The following is a 15008-nucleotide window of genomic DNA, read 5'->3' on the forward strand; positions in this document are numbered from 1 at the left end:
GTATGGCGGATTCGCCGAATTCCCGATGAAGTCCCGAAGGGATGCGCCGATATGCCGCCAAGGCTCCCGCTGCACGGAGGGGCCTCACCACGAGGATCGGCATGTCAGCTCTCACACGCACCCTGCTCCGCCCGGGCACCCTGTTGATGCGGCGCCTGCGCCTGCCCTGGAAGATCGGTCTCATCGGCCTGATGCTCTTCGTGCCCATGCTGCTGCTGCTGGTGCAGCAGCTGCGCAGCAACGTCGCCGAGATCCGGTTCACGCTGGTCGAGGACGAAGGCGCGGTGCTGGTGCACGACCTGCTGAAGACGGCCAACCTGCTGCAGCAGCACCGCGGCCTGACGCACCGCGTGCTCAACGGCGACACCGCCGTGGTGGGCGCGCGCGACACCACCCGGCAGGCGCTGAAGGCCCAGCTGGCCACGGTGCAGCAGCGGGTGCAGGCGCTGCAGGGCTTCGACCTGCAGGACCAGTGGCCGGCCGTGCACGAAGCCGTCGGCGCCCTGGCCGATGGCCGGCACGATCCGCAGCGCGCCCAGGCGTTCGCCCAGCACACGCGGCAGGTGGAAGTCCTGCGCGCGCTGCTCCTGCAGACCGCCGAGCGCTCGGGCCTGCTGCTCGACCCCGAGGCCCGCACCTACTTCCTGATGGACGCCACGGTCGAGCGCATCCTGCCCTGGACCGAGACCATGGGCCTGCTGCGCGGACAGGGCGCCGGCCTGCTGGCCCGCGGTGACGCCAGCGCCGTGGAGCGCGCCCGCGTGCTGGGCGGCGTGGAAGAGATGCGCCGCCGGCTGGAAGACGCCGAGCTGCGCATGCAGGCCTTGCTGCGCGCCGGCGAGCCCCGGCCCGGCGCGTTCGACGAGGCCGTGAACGCCAGCAAGGCCTTCGCCGAGCGCGCCACCGCCGTCTTCGGCGCCGACGCGCTGGAAGGCGAGCCCGCGCCCTTCTTCGAACTGGGCAGCGCCGCCATCGCCAAGACCAACGCCCTGGGCGACGAGCTCTCGGCCCGGCTGCAGACCGCGCTGCGCGAGCGCGCCGCGGCCTTGAACACGCGGCTGTGGCTGTCGGCCGGCGTGGCGCTGGCCGGCGTGCTGCTGCTGGCGTACTTCGCGACCACCTTCTACCTGAGCTTCCTCGGCGGCATCGGCCGCCTGTCCAAGGGCATGCACGCCGTGGCCGACGGCGACCTCGCACACCGCTTCGACATCGAGGGCCGCGACGAGCTGGCCGACATCGGCCGCGTCGTCGAACGCATGGCCGACCGGCTGTCGACGATGGTGGCCGAGATCCGCAGCAGCGCGGTGCGGGTGTCCAGCACCGGCGAACGCCTGGCCAGCGGTGGCCTCGCGCTGGCGCAGCGCACCGACGAACAGGCCGGCAGCCTGCGCCAGTTCGTCGCCACCGTGCAGCAGATGAGCAGTGCCGTGGCCAGCAACGCGGCCGAGGTGCAGCAGCTCGACGGCATCACCGCGGCACTGCACCAGCAGGCCGAGCAGGGCAACGGCGCGATGACGGCCACGATCGGCTCGCTGGGAGACCTGGAGAGCGGCTCCAAGCGTGTCAGCGAGATCATCGGCGTCATCGACGGCATCGCGTTCCAGACCAACATCCTGGCCCTGAACGCCGCGGTGGAAGCGGCCCGTGCCGGCGAGGCCGGCCGCGGCTTCGCGGTGGTGGCCTCGGAAGTGCGCCAGCTGGCGCAGCGCAGCGCAGCGGCGGCCGGCGAGATCCGCCAGCTCATCACCCGCTCGCGCGAGCAGGTCGAAGGCACGGTGCAGCGCGTGCAGCGCACCGGCGTCGCGCTGCACGCGGTGGTGGACGGCGTGCGCCAGGTGTCCGAGCGCCTGCGCGAGATCGCCACCAGCAGCCAGCAGCAGAGCCAGGGCCTGGAAGAGATGGCCGCGGCGGTGGGCAACCTCGATGAGATCACGCGCCAGAACGCGGCGCTGGTGGAGGAGTCGCAGACCTCGTCGCAGGCGCTGGTGGGCCGCGCCGCCGCACTGTCGGAAGCGGTGGGCACGATCCGCCTGCGCCAGGGCAGCGCCGACGAGGCGGCTGCGCTGGTGCAGCGCGCCGTGGCGCTGATCGGCCGTGTCGGCCAGCAGGCAGCGGGCGCCGCGCTGCACAGTGCCGCCGAGGGCTTCGTCGACCGCGATCTCTACATCTTCCTGATCGACCGCCAGGGTGCCTACCGGCTGCACGGCGCCAAGCCGGCGATGGAGGGCAAGCGTGTCCACGAGGTGCCGGGCATCGACGGCGACCGCTTCGTGCGCGACGCCTGGGCGGCCGCGGCCGCGGGCGGCGGCTGGATCGAATACAACATCGTGCACCCCGCCACCGGCCAGGTGCTGCCCAAGGCGAGCTGGATCCAGGCGCTGGACGACCAGCTCATCATCGGCTGCGGCATCTACCGCCAGCAGCAGGATGCGGCACCCGCTGCAGCCACCGCAGCGCCTGCGGTGGCGGGCCGAGTGCCGCGCCTGGCGCCGGCGTGACGCCGGCCTGACCGCCGGCAACCCGCCGGATCAGTCGCGGTCGGCCGGTGCGCCTTCGGGCAGCACCGGCCCGCCCAGCGCCGCGGGCGCCGGTGCCTTCTTCTCGCGCACCAGGTAGCTGTAGAGCACCGGCACCACCACCAGCGTCAACAGCGTCGAGGTGATGACGCCGCCGATGATGGCGCGGCCCATCGGCGCCTGCAGTTCGCCGCCGTCGTTGAACGCCAGCGCCAGCGGCAGCATGCCGAAGACCATCGCGGCCGTCGTCATGATGATGGGCCGCATGCGGATCAGGCCCGCCTGCAGCAGCGCCTCGGGCACGCTGGCGCCGCCCTGCCGCGCGTGGTTGGCGAAGTCCACCAGCAGGATCGCGTTCTTCGTCACCAGGCCCATCAGCATCACCAGGCCGATCATGCTGAACACGTTCAGCGTGCTGCCCCACAGCAGCAGCGCCAGCATCACGCCGATCAGCGCCAGCGGCAGGCTGGCCATGATGGCCACCGGCTGCGTGAAGCTGCCGAACTGGCTGGCCAGCACGATGTAGATGAAGATCACCGCCAGCGCCATCGCGCCCAGCAGGCCGCCGAAGGCCTCGGCCTGCTGCTGCATCTGCCCGCCGACGTCGAAGCTGTAGCCCGGCGGCAGGTGGGTGTCCTTGATGAGCTGCTGCACGTCGGCGCCGACGTCGCCCGCGCTGCGGTCCTTCACGCCGGCGAACACGGCCTCGCGGCGCTGCAGGTTCTGGCGCCGGATGATCTCGGGGTTGAAGATCGACTCGACCGTGGCCACGCTGTCCAGCGTGATCGGCGTGCCGTCGGCGGCAAAGGCCACCGGCAGGCCGCGCAGCTGCTCGACCCGCTCGCGCTGGGTCTCGTTCAGGCGCAGCACCACTTCCACCTGGTCACCGTCGGGCGTGGTCCAGTACGTTGCCGCTTCGCCGTTGACGTAGGCGCGCAGGCTGCTGGCGAGCTGCGGCGCGGTCAGGCCCAGCTCGCGCACAGCGGCCGGCTTCAGGCGCACCGCGTAGGCCGGCAGGCCGGGCTTGACCGAGCTCTCCACGTCCACCGCGCCGGGGATCTTCTTCACCTTCTCGGCGAAGTCGTTGGCCACGCGCGCCAGGCCTTCGGCGTCGCTGCCGAGGATGGCGACGTAGATCGGCCGGTCGAAGCCCAGCGCAGCGCTGGTGCCGGGGATCTTCGCGATGGCGTCGCGGATCGCGTCTTCCACCTCCTTCTGGCTGCGCGTGCGTTCCTTGCGCGGCTTCAGCACGATGTTCAGCCAGGCCTGGTTGCGCTGCCCGGCGCCGCCGACCCAGGTCGAGACGGTCTCGATCTCGGGCATGGCCAGCAGGATCTCCTCCACCTGCTGCACCTTGGCGTTGCTGCGCTCCAGGCTGGAGCCCACCGGCATCGTGAGCTGCAGCTGGGTGTAGCTCTGGTCGGTCTGCGGCACGAACTCGCTGCCCACCAGCGGCGCCAGGCCGAGCGCCACGACGAAGCTGCCCGCCCCCGCGGCCAGCACCAGGCCGCGCGGCGTGATGGTGGCCCAGCGCCAGCGCCGTGCGCCGTGCGGGTCGCGCCGGCCGTCGGCGCCGAAGCCGCGCCCGTACGCCGGCACCGGCGGGAAGAACATGCGGTGGCGCCGGCCGCTGAAGGCCCAGCGGATCGTGCGCTCGTACGCCGCGTGCAGCACGTCCATCGCGCGGTCGGTACCGCGGATGGCGTGGCCGATGACGGGCAGCCGCTTCAGCGTCGCCGACGGCGGGTCCTTCCAGACGCTGGACAGCATCGGGTCGAGCGTGAAGCTGACGAACAGGCTCACCAGCACCGCCACCACCACGGTGATGCCGAAGGGGTAGAAGAACTTGCCGATGATGCCGCCCATGAAGGCCACCGGCGCGAACACCGCCACGATGGCGAACGTGGTGGCCATCACCGCCAGCCCGATCTCGTTGGTGCCGTCGAACGCCGCGCGGTGGTGGTCCTTGCCCATCGCGACGTGGCGCACGATGTTCTCGCGCACGACGATGGCGTCGTCGATGAGCAGGCCGATGCACAGGCTCAGCGCCATCATCGTCATGAAGTTCAGCGTGAAGCCGAAGGCGTACACGGCGATGAAGCTGCTGATCACCGCGATCGGCAGCGTCAGCCCGGTGATGATGGTGCTGCGCCAGCTGTGCAGGAACAGGAAGACGATGGCCACCGTGAGCAGCGCACCTTCGACCAGCGTGCTCTTGAGCCCGTCGAGCGAGCCCTTGACCCAGTCGCTGCTGGCGTAGATGAGGCGCAGCTCCACGTCGGGCGGCAGGTTCTTGCGCAGTTCGTCCATCGCCGCCTTCACGGCGTCGCCGGCCACGACGATGTTGGCGTCCTGCTGCTTGTAGACGTTGTAGACGATGGCGCGCTGGCCGTTGATCCGCGCGCTGCTGTCGGGCTCGCGCTCGCGCTCGACCAGCCGGCCCAGGTCGCCGAGCGTCAGCGCCAGGTTGCCGCGGCGTGCCACCACCAGCTGCTCGAACTGGCGCGGGTCGCGCACGCGGCCTTCCACGCGCAGCAGCGCGTCCTGCGTCATGTCGCTGAGCAGGCCCACCGGCTGGTCGGCGTTGGCCTCCTTCAGCGCGCTGGCGATCTCCGCCGGCGTCACGCCGTAGGCGCGCAGGCGCTGCGGGTCGAGGTCGATGCGCACCTCGCGCACCGTGAGGCCGCTGATCTCCACGCGCGCCACGCCCTCCACGCGCTGCAGCCGCTTGCCCACCACCTGGTCGCCCAGCATCGACAGCTCGCGTGCGCTGCGCGTGGGGCTCAGCAGCGCCAGGTTCACCACCGGCTGCGCGTTGTCGTTGTTCCAGCGCTGCACGGTCGGCGCCTTGGCGTCGCGCGGGAAGCTGCTCTGCACCGCGGCGATGCGGTCGCGCACGTCCTGCATGCCGCGCGCCATGTCGGCGTCGAGGCCGAACTCGATGCTGGTCTGCGCCCGCCCCTCCAGGCTGCGCGAGGTGATGCGCTTGACGCCGGCGACGCTGTTGACGGCCTCTTCCAGCGGCTTCGTGATCTCGCGCTCCACGGCCTCGGGGCTGGCGCCGGGATAGGCCACCTCCACGAAGGCGCCGGGGAAGCTGATGTCGGGCATCTGCTCCACGCCCAGCTTGGCCAGCGAGAACAGGCCCAGCACGCACAGCGCCACCATCACCATGGTGGCGAAGACGGGGTTCTGAATGGACACACGTGTGATCCACATGGCGGGCTCCTCAGCGCACCATCGGCGAAGATGCCGCGGCCGACGCCACCGGCGCGGTCTTGGCCGCGACGACCGCGGCCTTGGCACCTTCACGCAGGTTGTCGAAGCGCGCTGCCAGCACCTGGCTGGCCGGCGGCAGGCCGCCCAGCACCTCGACACGACCTTCGCGCGGGTCGCGCCGGCCGACCGTGATGGCACGGCGCGCCAGCACGCCGCCTTCGATCACCCAGACGTGGTCCTGGCCGCCGGTGCTGCCCACCGCGGCGACCGGCACCGTCACGCGCTGCTCGGGATCGTCGAGCGTCACGCGCGCCACGGCGTACTGGCCGGCGCGCAGCGTCTCCTTCGGGTTCGCCAGCTCGATGGTCACGCCGATGGCGCGCGTGCCCGGCTCGGCCGCCGGCGCGATGCGCGCGATGCGCCCGGGCACGGGCTGGTCCACGCCTTCCACCGCCACCTGCACGGCCATGCCGGCGGCCAGCCGCGCGACCTCGTGCGTGCCCACGGTGCCGGCCAGTTCCAGCCGCCCGAGGTCGACGATGCTCAGCACCGGCTGCTCGGCCGTGAGCTTCTCGCCGGGCACCACGTGCCGCTTGGCCACGATGCCGTCGATCGGCGCCACCAGCGAGGCGTCGCGCAGGCTGAGCTGGGTGCTCTGCAGCGCCGCCTGGGCGGCTTGGAATGCAGCGCGCGCGGTGTCGACCGCGGCGCGCGAGTTGTCGAGTGCGATCGGGCTGATGAACTGCTGCGCCGCCAGGCGCTCGTTCGACGCGTGCGTGCGCTCGGCCTGCGCCAGCGTGGCGCGGGCGGACTCGAGGTTGGCGCTGCGCTCGGCCACGCGGCTGCCCAGTTCGGCCAGGTCGATGCGCGCCAGCGTCTGCCCGGCCTGCACGCGGCTGCCTTCGGCCACCGACAGCGCCAGCAGCGTGCCGCCGGCCTTGGCCCGCACGACCGCGCTCTGCGGCGCCACCAGCGGGCCCGAGAACTCCAGCACCGCCGGCATGCGGGCCAGCGCCGGCTGCACGACCTCGTGCGTCGCGAACTCCAGCGCCACGGCGGGCTTGCCGTCCTTGCCGTCCTTGCCCGCAGCCTTGGAGGCCGCCGCCTGCGCCTGCGGCTGCAGCACGCCGCTGAACCAGGCCCCCGCTCCTCCCAGTGCCACCAGGGCCGCCACGCCCCCCGCCAGCCATGTCTTGCGCATCGCCTCACCCCTGTGCTTGGTCGCCCCTCTGGGCTCGATCGAGCTGCCGTTCGGCTGGGGGCGGGCGGAGTGTAGGAAGCGGCCGCTTCGGCCGGTGGCGCGTGCGACGAAGCGCGGAAAGCCGGCGATCAACTGCAGGCCGTGGCGACGGCCCGCGTGGCCGGCGGACGGCCTGCAGGCCGCTCAGGCGTGTGCCGGCTCGACCGCCTGGGCGTGCACCCAGCGCTCCAGGTCCTCGGCCGCCAGCGGGCGGCTGAACAGGTAGCCCTGGCCGCGGTCGCAGTGCAGCGCGGCCATCAGCGCCGCCTGCCCGGCGGTCTCGATGCCCTCGGCCACCGTCGTCATGCCCAGCGTCTGCGCCACGCGGATCGTGGCTTCGATCAGCACCCGGTGGTATTCGAGCGTCTCGGCATGGCCGACGAAGCTGCGGTCGATCTTCACCGTGTCGACCGGCAGCTGGTGCAGGCAGGCCAGCGACGAGTACCCGGTGCCGAAGTCGTCGAGCGCCAGCCGCACGCCCAGGCGCTTGAGCTCGCGCAGCGAGGCCTGCACGCGGTCGTCCTGCGCCGCCAGGCTCTCGGTCACTTCCAGCTGCAGCTCGTGCGGCTGCATGCCGTTGTGCTCCAGCACCCAGCGCACCTCGGGCGCCAGGCCCGGGGTCTGCAGCTGCGCACGCGAGAGGTTCACCGCCAGCAGCCGCGGCGCCTGGGCGCCCAGGGTCTGGCGCCAGCGCGCGAACTGCGCGCAGGCCATCTCCAGCACCTGCTGGCCGATGGCGTCGATGAGGCCGGCCTCCTCGGCCACGCCGATGAACTGCGCCGGGGGGACGACGCCGCGCGTGGGGTGGTGCCAGCGCACCAGCGCTTCCACGCCGGCCAGGCCGCCGCGCGCGGGCGTGCCGTCGGGGGCCAGGTCCACCACGGGCTGGTAGACGACGAACAGCTCTTGCTCGCGCAGCGCGCGGCGCAGGTCGTTCTCGACCTCGAGCGTGCGCACCAGGCGCTCGTGCATCGAGCTGTCGAAGACGACGCAGCGACCGCGGCCGGCGCGCTTGGCCTCGTACATCGCGGTGTCGGCGTCGCGCAGCACGTCGTCGGCCGACCCCACCGCGTGGTCGGCGGTGACGATGCCGATGCTGGCGCTGGACTGCACGGCCTGGCCGCGGATCGCGTAGGGCTGGGCCAGCACCGCGAGCAGCCGCTCGGCCACGGCCCGCGCCTCGTCGGCACCGTGCACGCCTTCGAGCACCACCACGAACTCGTCGCCGCCCAGCCGCGCGGCCGTCTGCAGGCGCGACGACACGCGCGCCACGGCATCGCCCGGACGCAGCGTGTCCTCGATGCGGCGGGCGATCTGGCGCAGCATCTCGTCGCCGGCGCCGTGGCCCAGCGTGTCGTTGACCTGCTTGAAGCGGTCGAAGTCCATGAACAGCACCGCGAAGCCGTAGCCCGGATGGCGGCGCGCATGCGCGATGGCGCGCTGCAACCGGTCCAGCACCACGGCGCGGTTGGGCAGCCCGGTCAGCGCGTCGCTGCGCGCGGCGTGGCGCAGCTGTTCCTGCAGCGCGCGGCGCTCGCTGATGTCGGCGGCCACGGTGACGAAGCCACGCAGTTCGCCGTCGTCGGCACGCAGCGGCTGCACGTCGGCATCGATCCAGAACTCGCGCCCGCCCTTCACGCGTGCCAGCACCTCGGCACGCGCGGGCTCGCAGGCCTCCACCGCGTCGCGCAGGCGGCGTGCCGTCTCGGCGTCGTTGTTCTCGCTGCGCAGCAGGGTGGCCGCGCGCTGGCCCCGCACCTCGTCCGGCGTGTAGCCGGTCAGCCGCGTGAAGGCGTCGTTGACCCAGACGATCTCGCGCTCGGCGTTGCTGAGGATCACCATGTTGTCGGTGCGCTCGGCCACGAGCGCCAGGCGCGAGAGCTCGTCGGCCTGGTCGGCCAGGCGTCGCACCTGCAGCCGCACCGCGCGCGCGGTGGGCTCCACCACCAGCAGCGCGAGCAGGCCCAGCAGCATCAGCGTCGCGGCCACGCCGCCCTCCAGCAGCCGCAGCTGGCGCGCGCTGCGCGCGCTGGCGGCGGCCTGCAGGCGTTCGGTGAGCGTGCTGGCCGCCACCAGGGCCGGGTCGACCTCGCGCTGCACGGCCGCCGCGGCCACCGGCAGGTCGTCGAGCCGGCCGTCGTCCAGGTGGCGCAGCAGCACCTCGCAGCGGTACCACAGGCGCTCGCGCGCGGCCTGCCAGACCTGCAGCGCGGCCTGCACCTCGGGTTGGCCGCCCGACAGCTTGAACTGCGCGTCGAGCAGGGCTTCCACCAGCAGGGCGTCGGCGCGCGAGCGGTCGAGCGCCTCGCCCAGCAGTTCGGCATGCACCAGCGTCACGGGCTGTTCGCCGCCGGCCAGCGCCGCCATGCGGCCCATCTGCTGCGTGAAGGTGCGCTGCGTGCCGGCGTAGCTGATGATCTCGGCATCCCCCGCGCGCACCTGCTCGAAGCGGTGGCCGTGCCAGGCCTGGAACACCGCCAGCGCCGCGATCACCGCGAAGGCGCTGTACATCGAGCGCCGCACACGGCGGTGCGGCCGCTGCTGTGCGGCGGGGTGGACGGCGTCGACGGGAGAAGTGCCTGGCATGGATGGGTGCAGCGAAGGCGTCGCGCGCAGCGCAGGCTGCGCGTGCGACGCTCCATCCTCGGCTTATCGGCCGTTGCCGGCGCGTCTGAAGCGCCCCGGCCAGGCTCAGCCGCCAGCAGGCGCCGCCACCGCGGCCCGCGCATGACGCGCCGAGCGGAGCGCGCAGGCCCAGCCCAGCGCGGCCGCCACCACCGCCGCCCAGAACACCGCCGCAAACCCGAGCCGGGTGCTCAGCCACCCGCCCCCGACGCCGCCGATGACCCCCGAGACGCCGTAGCCCAGCACCGTGTACAGCGCCTGGCCGCGCCCGCGCAGCGGGCCGGGGAAGTGCCGGTTGACGAGCACGATGCAGGCCGCGTGCTGCGCGGCGAACGTCACCGCGTGCAGCAGTTGCGCCGCCACCAGCACCAGCGCCGAGCCGCCGAAGGCCGCCGTCAGCACGAAACGCAGCACCGACAGCGCCGCCGCCCACAGCAGCCAGCCGTGCGCGTCGAGCCGGCCGAAGACCCGGCCCTGGAACCAGAAGAACGCGATCTCCACCACCACCGCCACCGCCCACAGGCCCCCCACCGCGGACTTCGGGTAGCCCATGTCGTCGAGGTACAGCGACAGGAACGTGTACAGGCTGGTGTGCGCCAGCACGGTGAAGAACACGGCGGCGAAGAACCAGGCCACCACCGGCTGGCGCAGCACCGAGAGCACGGCCGGCGCTGTCTCGTGGCCGCCGCTGTCGTCGCGCGTGTCGGGCAGGCGCAGTGCGGCCGCCAGCAGCAGCGCGAACATGCCGGTCACGAGCCACGGGAACCAGCCGATGCCCGCCAGGTCGAGCACGCCGCCGGCCACGACCACGGTGACGATGAAGCCGATCGAGCCCCACACGCGCACGCGGCCGTAGCGCGCCGCGTCCATCTCGCCGCCGCGGCTCAGGTGGCGCGACAGCGCGGCCTCGGACAGCGGCACCACGGCGCCGTTGGCCAGGAACAGCACCACCACGCAGGCGGCAACCGCGGTGTAGCCGCGCGCCAGCAGCAGTCCGGCGGCGGCCAGCACGCACGCCGCGCAGGCCCAGCGCACCAGCCAGACCCGGCGGCCGCCGTGGTCACCCAGCCAGCCCCAGCCGTAGGGTGCGAGGATGCGGGTCCAGGCCTGCATCGACGCGATGGCGCCGATGGCCAGCGTCGAGAACCCCAGGTCCTTGAACCACAGCGGCGCATACGGGTTGAACATCCCGATGGCCGCGAAGTAGAAGAACCAGACGGCGCTGAACGCCCCGAAGGGCGCGGGCCGCGCCGGTGTCATGCAGCGGCGGGGCGCTGTGCGGGAATGGCGGCCACGGGCAGCTGCACGTCGCCGCACTGCGCGCGGTGGCGCAGGGCGTGGTCCATCACCACCAGCGCCAGCAGGGCCTCGGCGATGGGCGTGGCACGGATGCCCACGCAGGGGTCGTGGCGGCCGAAGGTCTCGACCGTGGTGGGCTGCAGCGTGCGGTCGACCGACGCCCGCGGCGTGCGGATCGAGCTGGTCGGCTTGATCGCGATGCGCACCACCAGCTCCTGCCCGGTGCTGATGCCGCCCAGCACGCCGCCGGCGTTGTTGTTGGCGAAGCCCTCGGGCGTGAGCTCGTCGCCGTGCGTGCTGCCGCGCTGCGCGACGCTGGCGAAGCCGGCGCCGATCTCCACGCCCTTCACAGCGTTCAGACCCATCATCGCGTAGGCGATGTCGGCGTCGAGCTTGTCGTACAGCGGCTCGCCCAGGCCCACGGGCACGCCGCGCGCGCGCACCTCGATGCGCGCGCCGCAGCTGTCGCCGGCCTTCCGCAGCGCGTCCATGTGGGCTTCGAGCTGCGCGATGCTGCTGGCGTTGGCGGCGAAGAAGGCGTTGTCGGCGATGTGCTGCTCGCCTTCGAACGGGATCTCGATCTCGCCCAGGGCGCTCATCCAGCCGGTGAAGGTGGTGCCGTGCTGCTGCGCCAGCCACTTGCGCGCCACCGCGCCCGCCGCCACCGTGGGCGCGGTCAGCCGCGCCGACGAACGCCCGCCGCCTCGCGGATCGCGCAGGCCGTACTTGCGCCAGTACGTGTAGTCGGCATGGCCGGGGCGGAAGGTGTCGAGGATGTTGCCGTAGTCCTTGCTGCGCTGGTCGGTGTTCCGGATCAGCAGGCAGATCGGCGTGCCGGTCGTGCGGCCCTCGAACACGCCCGAGAGGATCTCCACCGCATCGGCCTCGTTGCGCTGCGTCACGTGGCGGCTGGTGCCGGGGCGGCGGCGGTCCAGCTCGGGCTGGATGTCGGCTTCGCTCAGGACCAGGCCAGGCGGGCAGCCGTCGATCACGCAGCCGATCGCCGGACCGTGGCTTTCGCCGAAGTTGGTGACGCGAAAGAGTTCGCCGAAGGAGGAGCCGGGCATGCCGGCATTCTAGAAGGCCCGCGGCGCGCCTCGCGCCCAGGGGCCGCGGTCTCAGCCGGTCGTGGTGTCGCTGCCTTCGGCCGGCCAGTCGCGGATGTAGGCCTTGAGCATCTTGTTCTCGAAGTCCTGCGCGTCGACCACGGTCTTGGCGACGTCGTAGAACGAGATCACGCCCATCAGCGTGCGCTTGTCGAGCACAGGCATGTAGCGCGCGTGGCGCAGCAGCATCATGCGGCGCACCTCGTCGATCTCGGTCTCGGGCGTGCAGGTCAGCGGGGCGTCGTCCATCACGGAACGCACGCGGCGCGTGCCGACGGTGCCGCCGTTGGCGACCACGGCATTGATGACCTCGCGGAAGGTCAGCATGCCCACCAGGTCGCCGTGCTCCATGACGACGAGCGAGCCGATGTCGAGCTCGGACATGGTCTGCACCGCCTCGGCCAGCGCCTGGTCGGGCGAGACCGTGAACAGGGTGTTGCCCTTGACGCGCAGGATGTCGGTGACTTTCATGGGATCAATATAGCCCACAATGCAAGCCCGATTCTTGCGTGAAACCCACACCATGGCCGGCTCCTCCGACCCCGGTTTCGACACGCTGGCGCTGCATGCCGGCGCGGCGCCCGACCCCGCCACCGGCGCACGCGCCGTGCCCATCGTTCTCTCCACCAGCTTCGTGTTCGAGAACAGCGAACACGCGGCCAGCCTGTTCAACATGGAGCGGGCCGGCCACGTCTACAGCCGCATCAGCAACCCCACCAACGCGGTGCTCGAAGAACGCGTGGCGGCGCTGGAAGGCGGCGTCGGCGCAATTGCCACCGCCAGCGGGCAGGCCGCGCTGCACCTGGCGGTGGCCACCATCGCCGGGGCTGGCGCGCACATCGTGGCCTCGGCCGCGCTGTACGGCGGCAGCCACAACCTGCTGCACTACACGCTGGCGCGCTTCGGCATCACGACCACCTTCGTGCAGCCCGGCGACATCGACGGCTGGCGCGCCGCGATCCGCCCCGAGACGCGGCTGCTGTTCGGCGAGACGCTGGGCAACCCGGGGCTGGACGTGCTGGACATCCCCACCGTCAGCGCCATCGCGCACGACGCCGGTCTGCCGCTGCTGGTGGACTCGACCTTCACCACGCCGTGGCTGATGAAGCCGTTCGACCACGGCGCCGACCTCGTCTTCCACTCGGCGACCAAGTTCCTCAGCGGCCACGGCACGGTGATCGGCGGTGTGCTGGTCGACGGCGGCCGCTTCGACTGGGACGCGGCCCACGACCGCCACGGTCGCTTTGCCGAGCTGACCGCGCCCTACGCCGGCTTCCACGGCATGGTGTTCACCGAGGAGAGCAGCGTCGGCGCCTTCCTGCTGCGTGCGCGCCGGGAAGGCCTGCGCGACTTCGGCGCCTGCATGAGCCCGCACACGGCCTGGCTGATCCTGCAAGGCATCGAGACGCTGCCGCTGCGCATGGCACGGCACGTCGAGAACACGCGCAAGGTCGTGGCCTTCCTGGCCGGGCACGGCATGGTGGCGCGCGTGGGCTACCCCGAACTCGACGGCCATCCCAGCCAGGCGCTGGCCAGGAAGCTGCTGCCGCGCGGCTGCGGCTCGGTGTTAAGCTTCGACCTGAAGGGCTCGCGCCGGCAGGGCCAGGCCTTCATCGAGGCGCTGAAGATCTTCAGCCACCTGGCCAACGTGGGCGACTGCCGCTCGCTCGTGATCCACCCGGCCAGCACCACCCATTTCCGCATGGACGACGCGGCACTGGTGCAGGCCGGCATCACGCCGGGCACGATCCGGCTGTCGATCGGGCTGGAAGACGCCGACGACCTGATCGACGACCTCCAGCGCGCGTTCAAGGTGGCGGAGAAGGCGGCATGAAGGCCGACGTGCGCGGCCGCGAGGCCTACGCCTACACGGGCGGCAAGCCGCTCGACCCCGCCCTGCCCTGCGTGGTGTTCGTGCATGGCGCGCTCAACGACCACAGCGTGTGGACGCTGCTGGCGCGCTGGTTCGCGCACCACGGCCACGGCGTGCTGGCGGTGGACCTGCCGGGCCACGGCCGCAGTGCCGGGCCGCCGCTGCCCGACGTGCAGGCCTGCGCCGACTGGCTGCTGGCGCTGCTGGACGCGGTGGGCGTGCAGCGCGCGGCGTTCGTGGGCCACAGCATGGGTTCGTTGATCGCGCTGGAGGCCGCGGCGCGAGCGCCCGAGCGCGCCACGCAGCTGGCGATGGTGGGCACGGCCTACCCCATGCCCGTCAGCGCCGCGCTGCTGACGGCCGCACGCGAGACACCGCTGCAGGCCATCGACATGGTCAACGCGTTCTCTGTCTCCACCCATGCGTCGAAACCGTCGTACCCCGGCCCGGGCGCCTGGTTGCATGGCGGCAACCGCGCGCTGATGCGGCGGTTGCAGGCGCAGGCGCTGCAGCGCGACGGCATCAACCTCTTCGCGCACGACTTCGGCGTCTGCGACCGCTATGCGGGCGGCCTGCAGGCCGCGGCCCAGGTGCGTTGCCCGGCCACGCTGGTGCTGGGCGCGCGCGACCAGATGACGCAGCCCAAGAGCACACGCGAACTGGCCGCCGCGCTGCGCGCCACGGTGGCCATGGTGCCGGCCGGGCATGCCCTGATGGCCGAGGCGCCCGATGCCGTGTTGAATGCATTGCGCAGCGCCTTGACCACGCGCTGATGGAGCCTGCGATGTCCACCGCCGCCGTCGATCCCAAGTCCTTCACGCGCTTCGCCGACTTCTACCCGTTCTACCTGCGCGAGCACGGCAACCGCACCTGCCGCCGCCTGCACTTCCTGGGCTCCACGCTGGCGCTGGTGTGCCTGGTGATGCTGGTGGCCAGCGGGCGCCCGGTGTACCTGCTGTACGGGCTGCTGTGCGGCTACGGCTTCGCCTGGCTCGGCCACTTCGTGTTCGAGAAGAACCGGCCCGCCAGCTTCAAGCGCCCGCTGTACAGCTTCATGGGCGATTGGGTCATGTACAAGGACATCTGGACCGGGCGCATCCCGTTCTGATGGCGGCGCGCGCCACGCGGCC

Annotated in this window: 10 protein-coding genes; 4 read left to right on the plus strand and 6 right to left on the minus strand. The window is 72.3% G+C overall.

Annotated features, from left to right (window positions below):
• Positions 1-101: 101 nt before the first annotated feature.
• Positions 102-2498: a methyl-accepting chemotaxis protein gene (locus ACPOLB_RS06475; protein WP_425260483.1), complete on the plus strand. Its 2397-nt coding sequence runs from the start codon at positions 102-104 to the stop codon at positions 2496-2498.
• Between the two features lie 30 nt (positions 2499-2528).
• On the opposite strand, the gene ACPOLB_RS06480 is transcribed toward ACPOLB_RS06475, so the two are convergent.
• From ACPOLB_RS06480 to ACPOLB_RS06505, 6 genes are all read right to left on the minus strand, one after another.
• Entirely contained in the window at positions 2529-5735 is a 3207-nt protein-coding gene (locus ACPOLB_RS06480) for an efflux RND transporter permease subunit (protein WP_425260484.1), read from the minus strand.
• Positions 5736-5745: 10 nt separating this feature from the next.
• Positions 5746-6936, minus strand: coding sequence for an efflux RND transporter periplasmic adaptor subunit (locus tag ACPOLB_RS06485; protein ID WP_425260485.1), 1191 nt, complete (start codon positions 6934-6936; stop codon positions 5746-5748).
• A gap of 183 nt (positions 6937-7119) precedes the next feature.
• Positions 7120-9561: a putative bifunctional diguanylate cyclase/phosphodiesterase gene (locus tag ACPOLB_RS06490; protein WP_425260486.1), complete on the minus strand. Its 2442-nt coding sequence runs from the start codon at positions 9559-9561 to the stop codon at positions 7120-7122.
• Between the two features lie 105 nt (positions 9562-9666).
• Positions 9667-10860, minus strand: coding sequence for an MFS transporter (locus tag ACPOLB_RS06495; protein WP_425260487.1), 1194 nt, complete (start codon positions 10858-10860; stop codon positions 9667-9669).
• On the minus strand, positions 10857-11966 hold the full coding sequence (gene aroC / locus ACPOLB_RS06500) for a chorismate synthase (protein ID WP_425260488.1): 1110 nt from the start codon (positions 11964-11966) through the stop codon (positions 10857-10859). Before aroC ends, ACPOLB_RS06495 begins: the two co-directional genes overlap by 4 nt.
• A 51-nt stretch (positions 11967-12017) precedes the next feature.
• A complete protein-coding gene (locus tag ACPOLB_RS06505) occupies positions 12018-12476 on the minus strand; it encodes a CBS domain-containing protein (RefSeq protein ID WP_425260489.1) in 459 nt (152 codons plus the stop codon).
• Positions 12477-12528: 52 nt separating this feature from the next.
• On the opposite strand from ACPOLB_RS06505, the gene ACPOLB_RS06510 reads away from it, so the two are divergent.
• The 3 genes from ACPOLB_RS06510 to ACPOLB_RS06520 are packed head-to-tail and all read left to right on the plus strand — an operon-like array spanning position 12529 to position 14986.
• A complete protein-coding gene (locus ACPOLB_RS06510) occupies positions 12529-13839 on the plus strand; it encodes an O-acetylhomoserine aminocarboxypropyltransferase (RefSeq protein WP_425260490.1) in 1311 nt (436 codons plus the stop codon).
• Complete coding sequence (locus ACPOLB_RS06515) at positions 13836-14651, plus strand: alpha/beta fold hydrolase (RefSeq protein ID WP_425260491.1); 816 nt, start codon at positions 13836-13838, stop codon at positions 14649-14651. The genes ACPOLB_RS06510 and ACPOLB_RS06515 overlap by 4 nt, the downstream gene beginning before the upstream one ends.
• An 11-nt stretch (positions 14652-14662) precedes the next feature.
• Positions 14663-14986 (plus strand): Mpo1-like protein, encoded by a 324-nt coding sequence (locus ACPOLB_RS06520; protein WP_425260492.1) that lies wholly within the window; start codon positions 14663-14665, stop codon positions 14984-14986.
• Positions 14987-15008 lie beyond the last annotated feature (22 nt).

The organism is Rubrivivax soli (genome assembly GCF_049810355.1).
Classification (GTDB): domain Bacteria; phylum Pseudomonadota; class Gammaproteobacteria; order Burkholderiales; family Burkholderiaceae_C; genus Rubrivivax.